At 33.5% G+C, this 21,502-nt stretch carries 20 protein-coding genes; 17 read left to right on the plus strand and 3 right to left on the minus strand.

Going from position 1 to position 21,502, the window contains the following annotated elements; genetic code table 11:
• Positions 1-103: 103 nt before the first annotated feature.
• Positions 104-1,264 (minus strand): CobW family GTP-binding protein, encoded by a 1,161-nt coding sequence (locus HMPREF0446_RS00765; protein WP_006703673.1) that lies wholly within the window; start codon positions 1,262-1,264, stop codon positions 104-106.
• A gap of 173 nt (positions 1,265-1,437) precedes the next feature.
• On the opposite strand from HMPREF0446_RS00765, the gene HMPREF0446_RS00770 reads away from it, so the two are divergent.
• The 5 genes from HMPREF0446_RS00770 to HMPREF0446_RS00790 all read left to right on the plus strand — a co-directional run bounded on the left by HMPREF0446_RS00770 (position 1,438) and on the right by HMPREF0446_RS00790 (position 6,554).
• Positions 1,438-2,298, plus strand: coding sequence for a methyltransferase domain-containing protein (locus tag HMPREF0446_RS00770; RefSeq protein ID WP_020991240.1), 861 nt, complete (start codon positions 1,438-1,440; stop codon positions 2,296-2,298).
• 13 nt (positions 2,299-2,311) lie between these two features.
• Positions 2,312-3,667, plus strand: coding sequence for a hypothetical protein (locus tag HMPREF0446_RS00775; RefSeq protein ID WP_006703671.1), 1,356 nt, complete (start codon positions 2,312-2,314; stop codon positions 3,665-3,667).
• Between the two features lie 137 nt (positions 3,668-3,804).
• Positions 3,805-4,260: a MarR family winged helix-turn-helix transcriptional regulator gene (locus HMPREF0446_RS00780; protein WP_006703670.1), complete on the plus strand. Its 456-nt coding sequence runs from the start codon at positions 3,805-3,807 to the stop codon at positions 4,258-4,260.
• Between the two features lie 49 nt (positions 4,261-4,309).
• A complete protein-coding gene (locus HMPREF0446_RS00785; RefSeq protein ID WP_006703669.1) occupies positions 4,310-5,041 on the plus strand; it encodes an ABC transporter ATP-binding protein in 732 nt (243 codons plus the stop codon).
• Positions 5,034-6,554, plus strand: coding sequence for an ABC transporter permease/substrate-binding protein (locus HMPREF0446_RS00790; protein WP_006703668.1), 1,521 nt, complete (start codon positions 5,034-5,036; stop codon positions 6,552-6,554). Before HMPREF0446_RS00785 ends, HMPREF0446_RS00790 begins: the two co-directional genes overlap by 8 nt.
• 115 nt (positions 6,555-6,669) lie before the next feature.
• Here HMPREF0446_RS00790 and HMPREF0446_RS00795 read toward each other — a convergent pair whose 3' ends face one another.
• Positions 6,670-7,230 carry a TetR/AcrR family transcriptional regulator gene (locus HMPREF0446_RS00795; protein WP_006703667.1) on the minus strand — a complete coding sequence of 187 codons (561 nt, stop codon included), beginning with the start codon at positions 7,228-7,230 and terminating at the stop codon, positions 6,670-6,672.
• 129 nt (positions 7,231-7,359) lie between these two features.
• Here HMPREF0446_RS00795 and HMPREF0446_RS00800 point away from each other — a divergent pair, with 129 nt between their 5' ends.
• The 9 genes from HMPREF0446_RS00800 to HMPREF0446_RS00840 all read left to right on the plus strand — a co-directional run bounded on the left by HMPREF0446_RS00800 (position 7,360) and on the right by HMPREF0446_RS00840 (position 17,591).
• Complete coding sequence (locus HMPREF0446_RS00800; RefSeq protein ID WP_006703666.1) at positions 7,360-10,023, plus strand: YhgE/Pip domain-containing protein; 2,664 nt, start codon at positions 7,360-7,362, stop codon at positions 10,021-10,023.
• Between the two features lie 259 nt (positions 10,024-10,282).
• Positions 10,283-12,214, plus strand: coding sequence for a BglG family transcription antiterminator (locus tag HMPREF0446_RS00805; protein ID WP_006703665.1), 1,932 nt, complete (start codon positions 10,283-10,285; stop codon positions 12,212-12,214).
• A gap of 12 nt (positions 12,215-12,226) precedes the next feature.
• On the plus strand, positions 12,227-12,706 hold the full coding sequence (locus HMPREF0446_RS00810) for a PTS sugar transporter subunit IIA (RefSeq protein ID WP_006703664.1): 480 nt from the start codon (positions 12,227-12,229) through the stop codon (positions 12,704-12,706).
• A complete protein-coding gene (locus tag HMPREF0446_RS00815) occupies positions 12,703-12,981 on the plus strand; it encodes a PTS sugar transporter subunit IIB (RefSeq protein ID WP_006703663.1) in 279 nt (92 codons plus the stop codon). Before HMPREF0446_RS00810 ends, HMPREF0446_RS00815 begins: the two co-directional genes overlap by 4 nt.
• 11 nt (positions 12,982-12,992) lie before the next feature.
• Positions 12,993-14,333 carry a PTS galactitol transporter subunit IIC gene (locus HMPREF0446_RS00820; protein WP_006703662.1) on the plus strand — a complete coding sequence of 447 codons (1,341 nt, stop codon included), beginning with the start codon at positions 12,993-12,995 and terminating at the stop codon, positions 14,331-14,333.
• A gap of 1 nt (position 14,334) precedes the next feature.
• Complete coding sequence (locus HMPREF0446_RS00825) at positions 14,335-14,514, plus strand: hypothetical protein (protein WP_020991241.1); 180 nt, start codon at positions 14,335-14,337, stop codon at positions 14,512-14,514.
• Between the two features lie 356 nt (positions 14,515-14,870).
• Positions 14,871-15,704, plus strand: coding sequence for a rhamnulose-1-phosphate aldolase (rhaD, locus tag HMPREF0446_RS00830; protein WP_006703661.1), 834 nt, complete (start codon positions 14,871-14,873; stop codon positions 15,702-15,704).
• Between the two features lie 163 nt (positions 15,705-15,867).
• Positions 15,868-16,617 (plus strand): SDR family NAD(P)-dependent oxidoreductase, encoded by a 750-nt coding sequence (locus HMPREF0446_RS00835; RefSeq protein WP_006703660.1) that lies wholly within the window; start codon positions 15,868-15,870, stop codon positions 16,615-16,617.
• Positions 16,618-16,661: 44 nt separating this feature from the next.
• A complete protein-coding gene (locus HMPREF0446_RS00840) occupies positions 16,662-17,591 on the plus strand; it encodes a 2-keto-3-deoxygluconate permease (protein WP_020991242.1) in 930 nt (309 codons plus the stop codon).
• A 40-nt stretch (positions 17,592-17,631) separates the two neighbouring features.
• On the opposite strand, the gene HMPREF0446_RS00845 is transcribed toward HMPREF0446_RS00840, so the two are convergent.
• Complete coding sequence (locus HMPREF0446_RS00845; protein WP_006703658.1) at positions 17,632-17,937, minus strand: YjgN family protein; 306 nt, start codon at positions 17,935-17,937, stop codon at positions 17,632-17,634.
• Between the two features lie 152 nt (positions 17,938-18,089).
• Between HMPREF0446_RS00845 and cdaA the strand changes: the two genes are divergently transcribed.
• From cdaA to glmM, 3 genes are read left to right on the plus strand one after another with little or no spacing between them, the layout of a single operon-like run.
• Positions 18,090-18,935, plus strand: coding sequence for a diadenylate cyclase CdaA (gene cdaA / locus HMPREF0446_RS00850; protein ID WP_020991243.1), 846 nt, complete (start codon positions 18,090-18,092; stop codon positions 18,933-18,935).
• The gene (locus HMPREF0446_RS00855) at positions 18,928-19,944 is read left to right on the plus strand and encodes a CdaR family protein (RefSeq protein WP_006703656.1); all 1,017 of its coding nucleotides are present in this window, start codon (positions 18,928-18,930) and stop codon (positions 19,942-19,944) included. The genes cdaA and HMPREF0446_RS00855 overlap by 8 nt, the downstream gene beginning before the upstream one ends.
• Positions 19,945-19,974: 30 nt before the next feature.
• Complete coding sequence (gene glmM, locus HMPREF0446_RS00860) at positions 19,975-21,330, plus strand: phosphoglucosamine mutase (protein WP_006703655.1); 1,356 nt, start codon at positions 19,975-19,977, stop codon at positions 21,328-21,330.
• Positions 21,331-21,502: the final 172 nt, after the last annotated feature.

The following is a 21,502-nucleotide window of genomic DNA, read 5'->3' on the forward strand; positions in this document are numbered from 1 at the left end:
AAGGCTCAAAGTTTAGCCATGAGACTCGCAGTTGCGAGGCTGCTGGCGATCTTGCTACGGCTAAGAATGTTTTTTCTGTTTTATTGTAGTTATATTACGCTTATTATTTATTTGTACAAGCAACGAAACTTTCTCTTAATGTATCTTCTGGTAAGTTTTTACCGATAAATACTAAAGTCGACTTACGCTCTGTATCATTCCAATCACGTCCACGAGAAATATCAAAACTCATTTGAACCCCTTGGAAAATGATTTGGTAATCTAAACCTTCTACGCTTAAAATCCCTTTATAACGATATAATTCAGGTCCATAAATATAAACTAATTCATTCAACCATTCGTTAATATGAGCTAAAACAAGAGGTTTCTCTGTTTCGATGACAAATGAATTAATCCCACTATGGTGGTGATGTTTGTGATGATGTCCATGATGGTGATGATCATGATCGTGATCGTGGTGATGATCTTCATCATGATGGTGGTGATCGTGTTCACCGTGTTCATGAGCATGATCGCATTCTTCGCAGTGTTCTTCATCGTGATGATGGTGGTGATCATGTTCGCCGTGAGCATGAGTGTGTCCACAAGCTTCACAATATTCTTCTTCAGAATTTTCTTGCATTTCTAAAATTTTCTTTTCAGAAGCATAGAATAATTCAAGACCAAACATATCTTTCATTTCTACTGGACGAGCATCTAAATCTTGAATTTCTGCAAAAGGATTGATAGAACGAACTTCGTTAATGACTTTTGCATAAATAGTATCGTCTACTAAACTATGTTTAGACATAAAGATTTTATCTGCAAAACCAACTTGTTTTGCTGGTTCAGTTTGATGAGTGGTTTGATATAAGAAATTTTTTGAATCGACAACTGTTAAAACAGCGTCTAAAATAAAATGTTCATTTAAAAATGGTACATTGATAAATGTTTGAGCAATTGGTGCAGGATCTGCTAAGCCAGTTGTTTCAAATAATACACGGTCCACTTTAATACCGTTTTGTTCTTTGACCATTAAAATAGATTTTAACATGTCTGCAATATCTGTACGAAGAGTACAACATAAGCAACCATTATCCATTTGATAAATTTCTTCTTCTACATCTAATACGAATTGATGGTCAACACCAATTTCTCCAAATTCATTAATAACTACGGCAATATGTTCACCGTGTTTTTCTTTTAATACTTTGTTAATGAGCGTTGTTTTACCTGCTCCTAAAAATCCGCTGACAATGGTTACTGGAATTTTACTACTCATCATGATTTCCTCCATTCATGTAATTAAATCGGCATAATTACGATTCTATTCTATTGTATCATTGCAGGAAAAAATGTCAAAATAAAAAACTGTTAATTTTATAGAGAAAGAAAATCAAACAGAAAATCAATTTTATGGTATACTGACAATTGAGAATAAATGGAGCAGGAGTGTGCATGATGCAAAAAAAAATCGACTGGAGTCGAGACTTTATACAAAAACATCAACATTTATTTGCATGTCCCTATTGTCATGCAGCTATTGAAGCGTTAGATGGGTATAGTCTGGTTTGTACGAACCGTCATCGTTTTGATATTAATAAAAAAGGTACTCTCCATTTGATGAAACAAAAAGCGAATGAGGATTATGATACAGAGCTATTTACGCATCGTTATGAATTAGCGCAAAGTGGTTTCTTCAATCCTTTATTAGACGAAGTTTTGTCACTGATTTCAAAACAGGAGAATCAACTAATTGTTGATATTGGCTGTGGAGAAGGAAGCCCGCTTGCTTATTTATCGTCATTTTTAGAAGATATTCCTTTAATAGGAATGGATATTGCTAAGGAAGGGATTTTGGCTGCTAGTAATCATCATGCTCAAAAAGCTTTGTGGATTGTGGCAGATTTAGCACAGTTACCTTTTGAGGATGAAGCTTGTGGTACACTCATTAATATGTTAACTCCTTCGAATTATAAGGAGTTCAACCGTGTATTAGCACCAGGTGGAAAATTAATTAAAATTATTCCTGGAAGTAATTATTTAATTGAATTAAGACAACAATTATATAAAAGTAATGCAGAAAAACAGTACTATTCTAATGAGGATATTGTAGAACGATTTAAACAAGAATATCCATCTATGAAGATAAAAGAAGTTTCTTATCAAGTGACACTTACAAAAGAAATGTATGGACACCTATTACAAATGACTCCTTTATATTGGGGAGCTAGTAAAGAAGATCAAGACTATAGTAAAAATCATCCTTTAGAAACTATTACGGTACATTTATGGATATTAGTCGGAGAAAAGAATTAACGGAGGAAAGAAAATGGGATTAAAAGATTTATTTAAAAAACAAGAAACAGAAGAAACAGCTCAAGATAAACCAACATTCAAATTAGGGGTAGAAGATGTTTATAAAATTAGCGATGATTCTCTAGATTTAGTAGTAACAGGGAATCTGGAAGGAACATTAAAAGTAGGGGATTTTGTTTGGTTGACAAATCTTGGGGATGATAATGGAACTGTAAGAACTTCTGCAATTTATGCAATGGAAAATGCTCAGCGAGAAAAAGTGTTTGAAGTAACAAATGAACCAGTGGCTCTTTGGTTAGAAGATGCAATGCCTTTAGGCATTAAAAAAGGAACTGTATTACACGAAGAAGGTGCCGACAAGGAAGAAATCTATAAAACATTTGTCAATACATTAGGAAATGTCTTTGTGGGACGTCAAGAAGGTGTGTTAACAAAAAGAGATATTGATGCATTAAGTTTAGCAGATTTATCAGAAATTGCACGTGTATTTTTACTATACTGTCATATGAATGCTTCGCAAGAATCACCAGAAGAGCATACTGCAAATGTCGGCAAAATTGAACAATTAATGATTGCTGTGAGAGATAAATTACTACAAGCAGATGAATTAGTAACCGTGTATTCTAAAAAAACAGAAGAACCTTATTTATTCTCTCAAACACAACAAAGAGAAGAAGGTGGATTTATTTGTAGTTCCCCAATGATCTTCATTGCTCCAGTGGCGTATGAAGAAAGATTAGCATCTCGATTTGCAGATACAGAAATTTTTGAATTACGTCGTATTCAAAAAGGAGAAGATGGAAAAGGAATTGAGAATTTCTTCCTAGAAACGTTCTACCAAAACGGAGCGACAGGTGTCCATCTTGTAACAGAACAAACATCTCTTGCAGCAGAAGGAATTATTGCTGCACCTGATTATACAGGAGTAGCAGAAGAAGATATTCCTGTCACAAATCCTGATGCCATGAGATGGATTTTATTATTAGGGCAATTAGGATTCCCGCAAACAGAAGAACAAAAAATTATGCACGGCTTATACTATCGTTTCTTATGTTTAGAATTACCAAAAGCAAAATTCTTAACACCAATTAAATTAGAAAATGCCGATCCAAATGCACAAATTGATTTACAATCTGGAGAAAAATTAAATGTTGCGATTCTACCAGGAAAAGATGAAAAAGAAGCAATGGTCTTCTATACAGATTGGAAGAGATTGAGACAAATTTATGATGAAAGTTGGAGTGGAATGATTCAAACTTTATCTCAAGTAACAAAAGCTTTCGATGTAGTGATTAACCCATCTGAAAATCCAGCTCTAGGTTGTTATGTCAATGATGAAATGTTTGAAGAAATGAAAAAAGTAGATTAATAATTCAAAGAGGAGTGTTCAAGAAAGAACGCTCTTTTTTTATTTTATTTTCAAAAATTCTATATAGAAGTAATTGACAAAGTGGATAAAAAGGAATATAGTTCTATGTAGAAATAAGTTAGAAGGGGGTCATTTTTATGGATTGTAAAAAGAATGGTGGATATTTAATTCACCATATTCGTTTATTGAATGGAAGACTTTATCAAAAATTGTTGAGTAAAGAACCAGATGCTCTTTTTAGAAGTGAACAAGAGAAAATATTGTCGATCTTATGGAATGATACTGAAGGGTATATTACCTGTTCAGAATTGAGCTGTAGAACAGGTTTAGCGAACAACACATTAACAAGTATGCTAAAAAAATTAGAAGAACAAGGCTTAGTTTGTATGGAAGATTGTCCAAAAGATAAACGCAGAAAATATGTGAATTTAACGGAATTAGGAAAATCTCAAAAAGAAATCGGAGAAAAAGTTAGCCGTGAATTAGGAGAAATCTTCTATGAAGGATTTAAGGAAGAAGAAATCGTACAAGTTGAGAACTATTTGAATCGAATTCTGCAAAATTTAAAGGACGGAGAACTGGAGAAAAATTAGAGGAGCCGTTTGTTGATACAAGCTGATTTTTCTAAAAGGAGAAGGTAAAATGATTGAATACAAAAATGTAGCATTACGCTACGCAGAAAAAACCGTCTTAAAAGACGTCAATTTACGCATTGAAGACGGTGAATTTATGGTGTTAGTAGGACCATCTGGTTCAGGGAAGACAACGATGATGAAAATGATTAACCAATTAATTGAACCAACAGATGGAAATATTTACTTGAATGACAAGCGGATTAAAGACCATCATCAACGAGAATTACGATTAGAAACTGGATATGTTTTGCAACAAATTGCTCTTTTTCCAAATTTAACCGTAGCAGAAAATATTGCTTTAATTCCTGAGATGAAAGGTTGGAAAAAAGAACAAATTCAAGAGCAAACGAAAATGCTATTAGAGAAGGTTGGACTTTCTTTTGAAGATTATGCGAATCGTTATCCAAAAGAATTATCCGGAGGAGAACAACAACGAGTAGGAATTGTTCGGGCAATTATTGCGACTCCAAAAATATTATTAATGGATGAACCTTTCTCAGCGTTAGATGCCATCAGCCGTAAACAATTACAAGATTTAACGAAACAGTTACATCAAGAATTTAAAATGACAACATTATTTGTCACACATGACACAGATGAAGCTATAAAGTTAGCCGATAGAATTGCTGTATTAAAAGATGGAGAAATTGTTCAAGTAGACACTCCTCACGAAATTCAAACGAATCCGGCTAATGCATTTGTCAAAGAATTATTTAAAGGGGGAGAACATCATGAATGAATTCATTCGAACATTTCAAGAGAGAAATAGTGAATGGATGTTATCTCTAGGGCAACACCTTCAACTTTCTTTATTAGCGTTATTATTAGCAGTAGTAATTGCTATTCCTGTTGCAGTATTAGTGAGTCCGTCGAAAAAGATTTCTGGATTTTTATTACAAATTGCAGGAATTATTCAAACATTACCATCTTTAGCGTTAATTGGATTATTTATTCCATTAATGGGGATTGGAACATTACCAGCTTTAACGACTTTAGTGTTATATGCGCTATTACCAATTTTACAAAATACAATTACAGGGCTACAAGGAATTGATGAAAGTCTAGTCGAAGCAGGAATTGCTTTTGGAATGACAAAATTCGAGCGTCTTAAAAAATTTGAAATTGCTATAGCGATGCCCGTGATTATGTCTGGGATTCGTACCGCAGCTGTATTCATTATTGGAACAGCGACTTTAGCTGCATTAATTGGTGCAGGGGGATTAGGAAGTTTTATTTTATTAGGGATTGACAGAAATAATTCAAGTTTAATCTTGATTGGGGCTATTTCCGCTGCGATTTTAGCAATTTTATTCAACTTCTTATTGAAATGGATGGAAACTGCAAAATTAAAAACGATTCTGTCAGCCTTTTTAGTTTTAATTATTGGATTAGGAGCTTCTTATGCACCAACAATTGCTAAAATGCAAACATCAGATAAACTAGTGATCGCAGGAAAATTAGGACCAGAACCTGAGATTTTGATGAATATGTATAAGTTATTAATCGAAGATCAAACAAAATTAAAAGTCGAAGTGAAACCAAACTTTGGAAAAACGAATTTCTTATATGAAGCATTGAAAAAGGGAGATATTGATATTTACCCAGAATTTTCAGGAACGATTACAGAAAGTTTATTGAAGAATAAACCAAAAGTTAGTCATGAACCTGAAGAAGTGTACGAAGTAGCTCGTAAAGGAATTTTAGAACAAGATGGTTTTGTATTTTTAAAACCAATGGCGTATCAAAATACTTATGCAGTTGCCGTACCAAAATCATTAGCTGAAGCTGAAAAATTAACAAAAATTTCTGATTTGAAGAAAGTAAATCGTCCATTAAAAGCTGGATTTACACTAGAATTTAATGACCGTGAAGACGGAAATAAAGGATTGCAAAGTATGTATGGTTTACAATTAGATGTAGCCACAATGGAACCAGCATTACGTTATCAAGCTATTCAATCTGGTGATATTCAAGTTACAGATGCTTATTCAACAGATGCAGAAATTTCACGTTACCAATTAAAAGTATTAGAGGATGATAAACAATTATTCCCACCGTATCAAGGGGCTCCTTTAATGAAACAAGAATTGTTGAAAAAACATCCTGAATTAGAAGAAATTTTAAATCAATTAGCTGGAAAAATTTCTGAAGAAGAAATGAGCCAAATGAACTTTGAAGTAGGGGCAAATGGAAGACCTGCTGAAGAAGTTGCTAGAGAGTATTTAGTGAAGATTAATCTTTTGAAAAGATAGAAAAAAGCAAAAGAAAAATCTTTTTGTTTGTGAGTCTCATGGCTAACTTTCACTATAAAAAAATTTATAAATGTTAAAAACGCATGAATCGTACGCTCTCGATTCATGCGGTTTTTTATTTTTTAGAGAAAACTTCGCTAACGGCATTTGTTAGTGGAAATAAAAAGTCGGTTATTTCTTGAGGACTTTCTTTTTTACCGTGGGCAATCCATGTTTGACAAACGCCGAATAGTGCATTGGCTAAATAAACGCCACAATATTCTAAATCTGTTTCATTTAACGGACGATTTGCAGAGCGTGTTAAAATATCCGTTTTTAGTAAAATAAGCAGTTTATTGCGAAGAAAATTTTGAATTTCTTTTGTGCCATTTTCAGATAATAAGGCTGCTAATAAAGGTTCAGACTGTAAATATTCAAACACTTCTAAAATAGCTTGTTGTTTATGATTGGCATACTTCCCAAATATATATTCTAGAGTATGAAATAGTCTACTTTGGTAGTGATCAATCATATCGTACTTATCTTTGTAATGTGTATAAAAACTAGAGCGGCTGATTCCAGCTGCCTCAGCTAATTTTACCGTGCTAATTTGGTCGAATGGCTGTTCTGCTAGTAATTGTACCATGGCATTTTCAATGGCTTGTTTTGTTTTTTGTCGTTTATTACTCTCTGTCATAATATCTCCTTTATAAACATTTTTACACACTATGTCTAAAAATAAATTTTATTACTTGATATCTGGTTTTACTGATGTATAATCTATTTTATCAAAAATTAGACATCGTGTACAGAAAAGAGGGCTTATATGTTTAGAGAAGGGAAAGCAGTTTTAAAAAAACCAACTTTTATAATTGTTATGGTAGGGATTGCTCTTATTCCTGCTTTGTATAATATTATATTTTTATCTTCTATGTGGGATCCATATGGAAAATTATCTGAATTGCCAGTAGCAGTTGTGAATAAAGATCAGCCAGCTACTTATAATGGGGAGTCAATGAACATTGGAGAAGACATGGTCTCGAATTTGAAGGATAATGATTCGTTAGATTTTCATTTTGTTACAGAAGCAGATGGTGTGGAAGGACTAGAAAATGGTACTTATTATATGGTTGTGACTTTACCTAGTGATTTATCCCAAAAAGCTGCATCGATTTTAACAAATCATCCGGAACAAATGAATATTGATTATCGAACTTCGAGTGGGCATAGTTTTATTGCTAGTAAAATGAGTGATTCTGCGATGGCTCAATTAAAGCAAACAGTTGCAAAAAATGTGACAGAAACTTATACAAAAGCTTTATTTGAAAAAATGGGGAATTTAAAAGAGGGGATGGAACAAGCTTCGCAAGGAAGTCAAACTCTTGCTGATGGGTCTAATCAATTAAAAGATGGAAGCCAACAATTAGCGACTAATTTACAAACTTTAGCTCAATCAAGTGTCACTTTTTCAAATGGAGCAGAGCAATTTACGAATGGACTAGCAACTTACACAGATGCTGTGAAAAAAATTGATGCAGGTGTAACGACATTCCATAATGGATTACTAACATATACAGGTGCTGTTTCTCAATTAGATAATGGCTTAAATCAATTATCTTCTAAAACTCCAGAATTAGCTTCCGGAATCCAACAATTAAATGATGGGGTTCAAGCATATGCTGGTGGAGTGGTGAAACTAGACTCAGGGTTGAATCAATTATCTAGTGGAGTTCAAGCATATACATCTGGAGTGGATAGTTTATCTTCAGGTGCAAGTCAATTGGCAGGTCAATCAGAAACATTGCGAAATGGAGTTCAACAATTGAATCAAGGAATTCAGCAATTATCGAGTCAATTAGAGGCATCTGCACAAAAAAGTAGTCAAATTTCTCAATTGGCAGCTGGGTTAGATCAATTAAATCAAGCGATTCAATCAGCGAATGCAAATGAAAGTACAGCTTTAATGGGTGAGGTAACCAATGCTTTATCTACAATCGCAGCTTCAGCACAAAGTATAATGGTAAATAGTCAAGCTTCTCAACAAGCTGCATTAACAGCCATTCAAACAACAAATGCGTATAGCACTTTAAGTGCTGAACAGCAAGCAGAATTAACAGCAGCTGTATCAAATCAAGCAAATACAAGTGTGCAATCTGCAAAAGAAATTTTATCGACGATTCAAGTATTAAAAGGGAATTTGGGAAATGCAAAATCTCAAGCAGAAAGTGTCGCTAAATTACAATCCGCAGCAGGACAAGTATTGCCATTAGCTTCTTCTTCATTAACACAATTATCAGGAGGAATTGGAACACTACAATCGGCAGTCAGTCAACAACTAGTTCCAGCTAGCCAAGCGATTCAAAGTGGTGTAGGTGCTTATACAAGTGGAGTGGATAAAGTTGCACAAGGAGCCAATGCTTTAAGCTCTAAAAACAGTGCTTTAAACGGTAGTGTCAGCCAGTTAGCATCAGGTTCTTCTCAATTGGCCGAAAAATCTTCAACTTTAACTTCTGGAGTCGGACAATTGGCGCAAAAAGCTCCTGAACTAGTCACAGGTATTGAAAAAATTTCTTCTGGAAGTAACCTATTAAATCAAAAATCTTCAGAATTAGTATCTGGAATCACTACCTTACAATCTGGAACAAGCCAGTTAAATCAAAAATCTGAACAACTCCTTTCAGGTTCTTCTAAATTAACAGATGGATCACAAAAAATTGCAGAAGGTTCAGAAAAACTTGCTGATGGAGGAAATACTCTTTCAGCTGGATTGGAAACTTTATATGGTGGAGTGACTACTTTAAGTACAGGATTAATGGATGCCAATGAACAATTAGCATTAGCTTCTACAGAAGAAACAAATGCGAAAACTTTATCCAATCCATTGGCATTATCAAAAACAGATCATGATGCAGTAGCAGTCAATGGGATTGCGATGGCTCCATATATGATATCTGTTGCATTGTTTGTGGCAGCATTATCAACGAATATGATCTTTGCAAAACTACCCTCTGGAAGACATCCAGAAACACGTTGGGCTTGGTTTAAAGCTCGATTAGAAATTAATGGAATGATTGCTGTATTAGCAGGAATACTTGTTTATGGTGGAGTACACATGATTGGTTTAACAGCCGTACATGAAATGAAAACTCTATTGCTTATTCTATTAGCAAGTGTCACATTTATGGCAATGGTAACGGCATTAACAACATGGAATTCTCGTGTGGGAGCATTCTTCTCATTAATACTCTTATTATTACAATTAGCCTCAAGTGCGGGAACTTATCCACTTGCATTGACGAATGATTTCTTCAAGAGTATTAACCCATGGCTTCCAATGAGCTATTCAGTATCAGGATTACGACAAACAATTTCTATGGCAGGAACGATTCAGGAACAGGTTGTATTCTTAATCGTGACACTAGTCATCTTTATTGGATTAGGTGTGATGGCGTATCGATCTGGTGTGGGGGAAGAGGAGAGTTTAGGATAAATTAGAATGGAAGAAGCTAGTGAAAATTATTGCTAGCTTCTTTTTATATTTTTGATTTACAAATTTGATCGAAGGTATTGATTAAGAGGGGATAAAGTAGGAAAATAATAGGAAATAAATTCTGCATTTCTATAATTGAAATTTGTAATTGGACGAGTGAAAAATAAAACTTCCACAATGTTCTGGAAAAAAGTTGACTTAATATTATTTTGCAAGCGGTTTAAAATGGAAATGTGGAAATGGTTGGAGGGTGATTTTAATGAATAATAGACAGATGGATTTATTGAATCGATTAATTCAAGAAAATGAACCTGTGACAGGGAAGGTGTTAGCTCAACAGTATTTAGTTTCCACTAAAACAATTTACAATGATATTTCAGTAATTAATCAATATCTAAAAGCTTTTTCTTCAGAGATAAAGAAAAAGCCTAGCATGGGGATTTATATTGAAATAGATGAAAAATACAAAGAACAATTGAAGAAAACTTTTCAAACTTCACAAAAGACGAATAAGCAAAATGAAGAGTGTAAACTATTATCTACATTTATGCTAAAAAATGAAGTTGATATTTTAGATTGTTCAATTGAAAACTTCACGAGTGAATCTACTATAAGAAGAGAAGTTCATGAATTGGAAAAAGAAATTAATAAGAATGGAATCAAATTGATTAAACATCAAGGGAAAATTTCATTGGATGGTTTGGAAGATAATATTAGAAAATTCTTTCGTAATAAGCTGTTAAGTGGATTAATTCATTTTAATTTAGCAGGATTATCGAATTATGGATGTATTAATCAGAATAGAGTTCAAGAAATTATTCAAATTATGAATCATTTGTTAGAAAAATATAAATTTTCAGTTTGTTATGAATATCGTCATTACTTATTAATGGACTTGATTATTTTCGATATTCGTTGGAAAAACGGCTATTTTATAGAACAGCAAAATGATTTAGATAGTAATAACCCAAAAATTATTGAAACTTATTTATTAGCTAGAGATTTATTGAATGAAGTTTCTGGAAAAGAAGTTGCCGAGAAAGAAATCATTTCTCTTTCTCAGAGCTTAATTACTATTGGAAATTATGAAAATACTTATTTAGAGTCCAATGCTCAAATTGAGAAAACAGTCGATGAATTTATAGCCTTAGTTGGTGAGTTAGCGGGTATTCATTTTGAGCAAGACGATTATTTACGAGGAATGTTAATCAATCATATCCCAGCAATGATTATGAGATTGCGAAATAAAATTCATTTGAAGAGTGATTTGATGGAAGAAATTAAGTACCAGTATGGAGTCTTGTATAACTTTGTTTGGTTATCAGGAAAAGTTTTTAAGAATAATTTTAACGTTGAATTAACAGATAATGAAGCAGCGCTTTTAACCATACATTTGGAGATATCTGTTGAAAAGATAAAAAAACCTATGAATATTTATGTAATATGTCCCCATAGTTTAGCGACATCCGAATTGTTGTTAAATCAAGTTAGAAAAATAACTGGGCAGTTCGAACATATTCATAAAGTAGAATATTCTAAAGCAAGTTCTTTAGATGTTAGAGAAAATGACTTAGTTATTAGCTCAGTGGAATTAGAAAATATATCATTTCCATATATTCATGTTGGAACGATTATGAAAGAAGAAGATTTACTAAAAATCCAAAGAAAATTTTTAGCAAGTACAATGGAACAAACACAATACAATTTTTTGACAAAAAATGATGAGGAATATACAAATCATTTAATCAAAAAATTACTTGGTAAATCAATATATATTAGAGAAAAGGTAAGTAGTGTAGATAAGTGTTTGTCAAAGATTATTCAATTGGCTAATGAGAAAAATTTAGAAAATATAAATTTTGAAAAGACTATTCGTCATAGAGAAAATTTAGGCATAACAAGTACTTATACAGGTATAGCACTTCCTCATGCTAATCCCAAAGAGGTGCATACTAGTGAATTAATAATGATGACATTAGATAAACCAATTTATTGGGGGCAAAATTTAGTTAAAGTAGTTATGCTGATTGCTATTACAGAGAAGGATTTAGAACTTTATAAAGATGCCTTAAAGGTAATTTATTCTAAGATTGATAGTTCTTCTTATATACAAAATTTATGGGAGAGCGAAAATCATGAAAGTTTTATAACGGCTTTATTTTCGGAAGCTAACTTTGAATCAATATTATAAGGAGTGAAAAAAATGACAATTATATCACAGTTAGTCAATAAAACATTAATTAATTTAGAAGGAGTGGGTGAAGACAAAAAAGAATTGCTTCAAAAATTGTCTAAAACTTTGTTTGATAAAGGGTTTGTAACAGATGGATTTGCATCTGCAATTATGGAAAGAGAGGAGGAATTTCCAACAGGATTAAGATTAGAAAAAACAGCAGTAGCAATTCCGCATACGTATAGTGAATATGTGAAAAAACCATTTATTTACATTGTTAAATTATCAAAACCTATAACTTTTATTCAGATGGGGACATCGGATGAAGAGGTTCCTGTAAATTTTGTAATTGTATTAGGAATTTCTGAACCAAAAAATCAAACAGGTTTGTTAGTTGAACTAATGAATATTTTTGGACAAGATGAATTTATTACAAAATTGCAAAATGCAAAATCAGAAGAAGAAGTTTATCAATTATTTGTAACAGTAGAAATGGAGGAAGAGTTATGAAAAAATTAATTGTTGCATGTGGATCAGGAGTGGCTACTTCTCAAACAGTAGCATCAAAAGTTGAGAGATTATTAAAAGAAGCCAATGTACCTTGCGAGATTGAAGCTGTAGATATGAAGGCGTTAGAAATGCATTTAAAATCAGCAGATGGATATATTTCAATCGTCAAAGCAAAAAAGGACTATGGAGTTCCAGTATTTAACGGAATTGCATTTTTAACAGGAATGGGTCAAAAACAAGAGTTACAAAAAATTATTGATTTTTTAAATAGTTAGGAGGAAATACTATGGAAACCTTGCAAGTCATTATTCAATATATTTTGGATTTAGGAGCGGCAGTATTTGTTCCATTTTTAATGTTAATTGTTGGATTAGCAATGAAAATGAAGTTCAGAGAAGCTTTCACAGCAGCGTTAACTCTAGGAATTGCATTTACAGGTATGGGAATTCTAGTAAACTTTATTATGACAAGTATGGGTGCAGCAGCAAATGATTTAACAACTCATACTGGATTAAGTTTACCAGCGGTTGATATTGGTTGGCCTGGTGCAGCAGCAATTAGTTGGGCTTGGCCATATGCTTTCTTAGTTTTCCCATTACAATTATCAATTAACTTTATTATGTTAGTTACTAAACAAACAAAAACATTAAATGTAGACTTATGGAATGTTTGGAATAAAATTTTTACAGCAGTAATTGTAACGTACTTTACAAATAACATTTTCTTAGGATTTATTGCAGCAGCTATTATTATTGTATTAGAACTAAAACTTGGAGATGTATTTGCACCAGAAGTAGAACGTTTAACTGGAGTACCTGGGATTACAGTACCTCACTTCATTTGTATGATTGCAGTAATTTTACATCCAATTGATGAATTATTGAAAAAAATTCCTATTTTAAATAAACAATTTGATGCAGATACATTAAAAGAAAAAATTGGTGTATTTGGTGAAAATGGAGTAATGGGGGCTATTATTGGATTTGCATTAGGAGCTGCATCTGGTAATGGTATTAAATACGCATTAACTCTTTCAGTTCAAGCTGCAACAGCTTTAACATTATTCCCAATGGTATCAAAATTATTCTCTCAAGCTTTATCACCAATTTCAGAGGCAGTATCTGACTTTATGCGTGAAAAATTTGAAGATCGTGAAGTTTATATTGGTTTAGACTGGCCAGTACTTGGTGGACGTAATGAATTATGGGTAGCAGTTATCTTTACAATCCCATTCCTTTTAGTAGGATCTATCGTTTTACCAAATAATATTGTATTACCATTTGCAGGTATTATTAATTTATCATTTGTTGTAGGAGCGTTATTATTAACAAATGGTAATGTGTTAAGAATGATTATTCATGGTTTAATTTCTACTCCTTTATTCTTATATGGAGCAACTTACTTCACTCCATATATGACTCGTTTAGCAGAAGAAACAAAAACATTAAATCAAAGTGGTTTAATTTCATGGGCTACTTTTGAAGGACCAGATATTCGTTATATTTTAGCAAATGGATTTAATGGAGATGTTATCGCTATTGTATTAGGAGTTGTATGGTTAGCTCTTTATGTATGGCTATTAAAAGATAGAAAGAAATATAATGAAACATTAGAAGTAGGCGAATAGAATGAAGAAATTGCTTGTTTTAGTATTAGGAATACTATTTGTCTATTCTATTATCTCTCAAATAATTTGGTTAACGGTCTTAATTTTACCTGTCGTAATCTACTTGGATAAGCAAAATTTATTCAAGGAATTTGATGAAAGTAGATTTAAGAAAGTTCGTAGAACTAAAAAAGAATCGTAAATAAGAGGAAAATTCAAAGGGTTGATTCAGAAATAGATAGAATAGAAGCATCAATGAATTTGAATTCGGTTGAATGGGAAAAATTTGAAGAAATTAAAGAATGGATCTCATTATAGGGATCCGTTCTTTTTGTAGAATTAATATTAGGAATCGTTTATAGAATTTGTTTAATTGAATATTTAATCCAATAAGAATGCATAATAATAAAGGATTACGATAAATACACATAAATTATTAAAAAATAAACAAATTCGGTTGACGGAAGTTAAGAAAACGGTTACTATTATGTTGGATAAACAAAAAAATTTTTTTCAGGTACGGCTGAAAAATATTATAGTTAAAGAAGGGGAATAATTATGGGGTATCCTAAGTTTATTGAAGGATTATGTCAAGTGACATATGATATGTGGAATAAAGGCTGGGACGAATATAACGGAGGAAATGTTAGTTATCGTTTAACAGTTGAAGAAGCTGAAAATCTTGAAAGCAGCTTAGCTGGTACAGAATATACGTACTATGCTGAAAATAGAAAAGAAGTGGAAGTTTTAGATGTTCCAGAACATGTGAGAGGAGAATATATCTTAATTACTGCTTCTGGAAGCCATTTTAGAACATTACATTCTCAACCACATGCGGATACTGGTATCATTCAATTAACAGATAAAGGTTATCAAGTAGTTGCAGGTTTTGTTACAGGAAAACGTCCTACAAGTGAAATCTTCATGCATGTATTATCTCATGCAGCTAGATTAAAACAAAATCCAAATCATAGAGTAGTAATTCATAATCATGCAACAAATGTTGTAACTTACTGCTTATTAAATGATGTAACAACTGAATCTTTATCATTAGATTTATGGTCAGTGTTAACTGAATCAATCGTAGTATTCCCTGATGGAATTGCTGTTCTACCTTGGGAAGTACCAGGAACTCAACAAATTGGTTCAGCTACAGCTAAAGAGTTGGAAACTCATCGTTTAGTTGTTTGGAGCAAACATGGAGTTCTTTCTACTGGTGTAGATTATCAAGATTGCTTCGGATTAATTGAAACTGCTGATAAAGCAGCCCATATTGCATTGGATGTTCAACGAATCAGTGGTAAGAGCATTTATGAAAGTAATGTTCTATCTAAAGAAGATTTGAAGAAAATCTGTGCTGTTCTAAAAGTGCCAGAAAGATATTTAGATTAATTTGAACAAATTCGTAACCTGTTGGTGGATCCAACAGGTTTTTTTGGTTTTACGTAAATTTGATAAAATTTGCAAAAAAACTGTGAAAATAGTATCAAATGATAACAACCTGATTTTTTTATAGGAATAGAATGTAAACAATCAATCAAAGGAAGTGATTTTTATGAATTTTTCAGGAAAAGTTGCTATCGTGACAGGTGGAGCAAATGGGATTGGAAAAGAAGTAGTAAGAGGAATTGTTGAAGGTGGAGGTTTTGTAGTTATTGCAGATATTAATGAAGCTGCTGCTACAAAAACAGTAGCCGAGTTTGGAGCAGAACATACTGTGTTTGAATACATGGATTTAGGAAATCATGAATCCATTGTTGCAAGCATGAAGAAGATTCTCTCTGAACGTAAAGTAGATATTTTAGTCAATTGTGCAGGAGTCATTAGTGCGAAACCTTTTGATCAATTGACGTATGAAGAATGGGAAAGAACCATTCGTATTAATCTTTCTGGATGTTTCTCAACGATTAGTACTATTTTCCCTCATTTTATTGAAAATAAAGGTGGTAGAATTGTCAATGTTTCTTCCGTTGCTGCAAAATTAGGGGGAGGTCTTCTAGGAACTGCAGCGTATGCTTCTTCAAAAGCAGGCTTGAATGGTTTGACAAAAGCAGTTGCTAAAGAAGTCGGTAAATACAATATTGCTTGTAATGCAGTATGTCCATCATTTACAAGAACAGATATGACAACAGTGCTTTCAGAAGATAAAGAAAAGAGTCAAAAAGTAATTAGTATGATTCCTTTAGGACGTCGTGCAGAACCTGTTGAAATTGCTCAAATGATTTTATTCTTTGCGAGTGATTTAGCAAGCTTTATTACAGGGGAAATCGGCGACTGCGATGGTGGTATTACATTAGATGGTTGATTTTTCTTCCGCTCGATAAAATTTTAAAAAGGTATGTGAATGCAATGAAAAAGATTAAAATTCCTGGGGATACCATTATTGTACCAATGTTTATTGGATGTTTTATTAATACATTTATTCCTCAAATCTTGCAAATTGGTGGATTTACAACACCGATTGTAAAAGGTGCAGGTCCATTGGTTGGGGCGTTCTTATTTGTCATTGGTGGAACGATTTCCTTAAAAAATACGCCGAAGGCTGTTGTTCGTGGGGCGTCTATTATTATCGCTAAAATTATTGTTTCAATTATTCTAGGATTATTAGTGGCAAAAGTTTTCAATGATAATTTCTTAGGATTGAGCGCAGTAGCGGTAATTGGAGCGATTTCAGTAGCGAATAATGCGATGTATGCTGGAATTGTAGAAGTATACGGTGATGAAATTGATGCTGGTGCTGTTGGGATTACTACTTTAAGTGTTGGTCCAATGGTAACAATGGCGGTGTTAAGTACCGCAGGATTAGCGAATATTTCCATTTGGAACTTAATTGGAACAATCTTACCATTAATTATTGGGATTATTTTAGGAAATGCCTTTCCTTATATGAAGAAAGTTCTCTCAAATGGGATTACAGCGATTATTATCGTCGTAGGATTTTGTTTAGGGGCAAATATGAACTTTGGACAAATTCTTGAAGGTGGATTACCTGGTATTTTACTAGGTGTAATTACAACTTTAATTGGTGGGGTTGCAGCGATTGCTGCAGATAAATTATCTGGAGGAAATGGAGTTGCAGGTGCTGCGATTTCTAGTACGGCTGCAAGTGCTATTGCGACACCAGCGGCACTTTCTGCGGTAGATGCTTCTTTTAAAGCAATTGAAGCGACTGCTACAACTCAAATTACAGCTTCCGTTATCGTGACAGCTATATTAACACCAATCTTAACAGCATATATTGCTAAACGAGTTCAGCAAAAAGAAAAGAATGTGGCATAACAAAAACCACTCCGTTTAACGTTACGGAGTGGTTTTTACTTTAATCTAAGAAATAAGTATGTTCAGCTTTCCATTCTAGTATTTTAATATGAACCCAGAATCCATAGATTCCTAATGTGATAATACATAAGAAAAACCATTTGACCCAGTTTCTAAACAATTCGAGTGCAGTGCCATTAAATCCAAGACGACGGCCTTCAACAACGGTATGTTCAATTTCCCATTTATAAAAAATGCAGATTGCCCAAGGCGTTCCTAGTCCAAAGGTCAGTGTAATAATAAAAAATGAAATAATGCAACTGAAAATATACGTTAGCATTCCACCGTCAAAATAACTTTTTTGCATGATAAATCCTCCCTTAATTAGTTGATTGTAGTGTAGCACGAAGAGAAATTTACTGTCAAAAAATAAAATATAAATAAGTTCATGATGAGGGCAGTTGTAATGTTTTTAGAAAAGGTATAAACTAAAGAAGATATAGAAATGGGGGTTGAGTGATGCAATTTAATTGGAGTAGTTTAGGTGCTTGGAGTAGCATTCGTAATATTGTCGATATTGTGATTGTTTGGTACTTATTATATAATCTATTACTCATCATGAAAGGTACAAGGGCTGTACATTTGATGAAGGGATTGGCAGTTATTGCTGGGGTAAAATTCATCAGTTATATGTTTGGGCTAATTACTCTTGACTGGATTATGAATTTAGTAATCCAATGGGGAGTTGTGGGAGCTATTGTCGTCTTTCAACCAGAAATTCGAAGAGGATTAGAACATATCGGTCGTTCAAACTTTTTCTCAAGGAGAGCTTCGGGAACGAATCAAGCTCAAAGGATGATTGAAGAGTTAAATATTTCTGTACAATATATGGCAAAAAGAAGAATCGGTGCATTAATTTGTATTGAACAAGCAAATTCTTTGGAAGAATATATTAATACAGGAATTGCGTTACAATCACGAATTTCAAATCAATTAATGACACAAATTTTTATTCCGAATACCCCTCTTCATGATGGTGCGGTGATTATTCGTGGTCATGAAGTGGAAGCAGCGGCATGTTATTTACCATTATCTGAGAGTAAATTTATTCCTAAAGAATTAGGAACAAGACACCGTGCAGCTATCGGATTAAGTGAAGTAACAGATGCTTTAATTATTGTTATTTCAGAAGAAACAGGGAAAGTTAGCGTCGCATTGCGTGAAAAATTATTACGTGAGCTAACGCCGGATGAATTCGTAGAAGTTTTAAGTGACCATTTAATTACCAAAGAAACTTCTCAAAAAGATTCGACAATTTTAACAATGATTATCGATTTCTTTAGAGGAGGTCGTATCAATGATTAGTAAATGGATGACTAAAAAGTCATTTTTGATAGTAATATCCTTTGTTTTGACGATGGCTTTATTTGTATACGCAAGTGAATCAAGTCCAAGTAGACAATCGTCTTCAGTGTCAGTTCAGACAACTTCAAATACAATTGGAAATGTCCCTATTTATGTTGATATGGATAGCCAATTATACACGGTTACTGGATTGCCGGAAGCTGTTACTCTAAGAATAGAAGGATCTAGTAGTTCATTATTAACCGTTGTAGGAAATGGTTCCTATCGTGTGAAAACCCCTAATTTAAATGAATTAGGAACTGGAAAACATATGATTACGTTGCAAGTGTCAGGGCTACCTTCAGGAGTTAAGGGATCTGTTTCTCCAGAGACAGTTGAGATTATGATTGAAAAGAAAGCAACGGTTGAATTACCCGTTTCAGTAAATGTGAATCGTGCAAATTTACCAGGAGCTTATAAAAATGGACAAGCTTTAGTGAGTCCTGCTAGAGTTACGATTTCTGGACCAGAATCACTGATCAATCAAGTAGAAAAGGTTGTCGCAAATGTGACAGTGCCAGAAAATACAAAAGCAGACTATACTTCTTCTGTTGCCGTACAAGCGTTGGATGCAACAGGAAAACCTCTGGCACTAAAGATGGAACCAGAACAAGTTCAAGTAAGAGTACCAATTACAACAAATAGCAAAAAAGTTCCTATTATATTAACAACAACAGGAAGTGCGGGTACGCAATATTCCTATCAGTTGAAATCTGATGCTAAAGAGGTTACAATTTTAGGAGCTCAAGAAGTGTTGGATAAATTGACAGCTATTCCTGTAGTGGTAGATGTCAATCAAGTAACTAAAACAACAACACAAGTGGTGAAGATAACTCTTCCAACAGGAGTGGATAGTATCAATCCAGAAAATATTTCTGTTGAAGTAGTTGTTACATCTACAACACCAGAAACAACAGAAACTACGCAGACAACGCAAACTACACAAACAACACAAACAACAAGACAATAGAAATTGATTGAATTTTAAAGGAGATTGAACATGGGCAAATATTTTGGAACAGATGGTGTAAGAGGAGTAGCGAATGCTGAATTAACACCAGAATTAGCGTTTAAATTAGGACGTTTTGGTGGCTATGTCTTATTACAACAAGCAGGTGGAGATAAGCATCCACGTGTTTTAGTCGGAAGAGATACTCGTATTTCAGGACAATTATTAGAGCATGCTTTAATTGCTGGTTTATTATCTGTAGGGATTGAAGTAATGCAATTAGGTGTTATTCCAACACCAGGTGTTTCTTATTTAACACGTGTGCAAGGAGCTGTGGCAGGGGTTATGATTTCTGCATCTCACAATCCAGCACAAGATAATGGAATTAAATTCTTTGGAGCAGATGGTTTTAAATTATCTGATGAAACAGAAGCAGAAATTGAAGCTTTATTAGATAGTCCAGAAGATACATTACCACGTCCTTCAACAGATGAATTAGGAACTGTGGATGATTATTTAGAAGGAACAATGAAATATAGTCAGTTTTTACAACAAACAATTGACGGCCCTCTAACAGATATGAAAGTAGCGTTAGATGGTGCAAATGGAGCAACTTCAGCTGTATTAAATCGTTTATTTGCAGATTTAGAAACAGAGTTTTACACAATGGGAAATAAACCAAATGGTGTGAATATTAATGATGGAGTGGGTTCAACACATCCAGAAGCTTTAGCAGCATTTGTAAAAGAAAATGGCGCAGATTTAGGCTTAAGTTTCGATGGAGATGGAGACCGTTGTATTGCGGTTGATGAAAACGGAGAAATCGTAGATGGCGATAAAATTATGTTTATCTGTGGAAAATACTTACGCAGTGTAGGACAATTGAATCAAGATACAATTGTTTCAACAGTTATGAGTAACTTAGGATTCCATAAAGCAGTGGAAGAAGAAGGAATGGTCGCTCTTCAAACAGCTGTAGGAGATCGCTATGTTGTTGAAGAAATGCGCAAAAATGGTTATAACTTTGGTGGAGAACAATCAGGACATATTGTATTCTTAGATTTAAATACAACAGGCGATGGATTATTATCAGGAATTCAATTAATGAATGTTATGAAACAAACAGGTAAGAAATTAAGTGAATTAGCCAGTGAAGTACCTACTTATCCTCAAGAATTAGTCAATATTCGAGTGAGCGATAAAAACGGGGCTATGGAAGTTCCAGCGATTAAAGAAATTATCGACACAGTGGAAGCCGAAATGGCAGGAAATGGTCGTGTTCTAGTTCGTCCAAGTGGAACAGAACCATTAGTACGTGTCATGGTAGAAGCGCCAACGGATGAGTTATGTCATGATTATGTTACACGAATTGCAGATGTAGTTCGTCAAGAAATTGGCTTAGACTAAGAATGGAAGTTTGAGTATGAGAGAGTAACGAAAGTTGCTCTCTTTTTTGTATGAGGAATTTGTATCAAACACAAGTAAAAATGTCCTAAATAATATTATTATAACAATATGATTTTTTGCTCATTTAACTGTTATTTCTATTTCGTTTATGGTACACTCTCGGCGTAGAAAG

It is taken from the genome of Granulicatella elegans ATCC 700633 (assembly GCF_000162475.2).
GTDB classification, from domain to species: domain Bacteria; phylum Bacillota; class Bacilli; order Lactobacillales; family Aerococcaceae; genus Granulicatella; species Granulicatella elegans.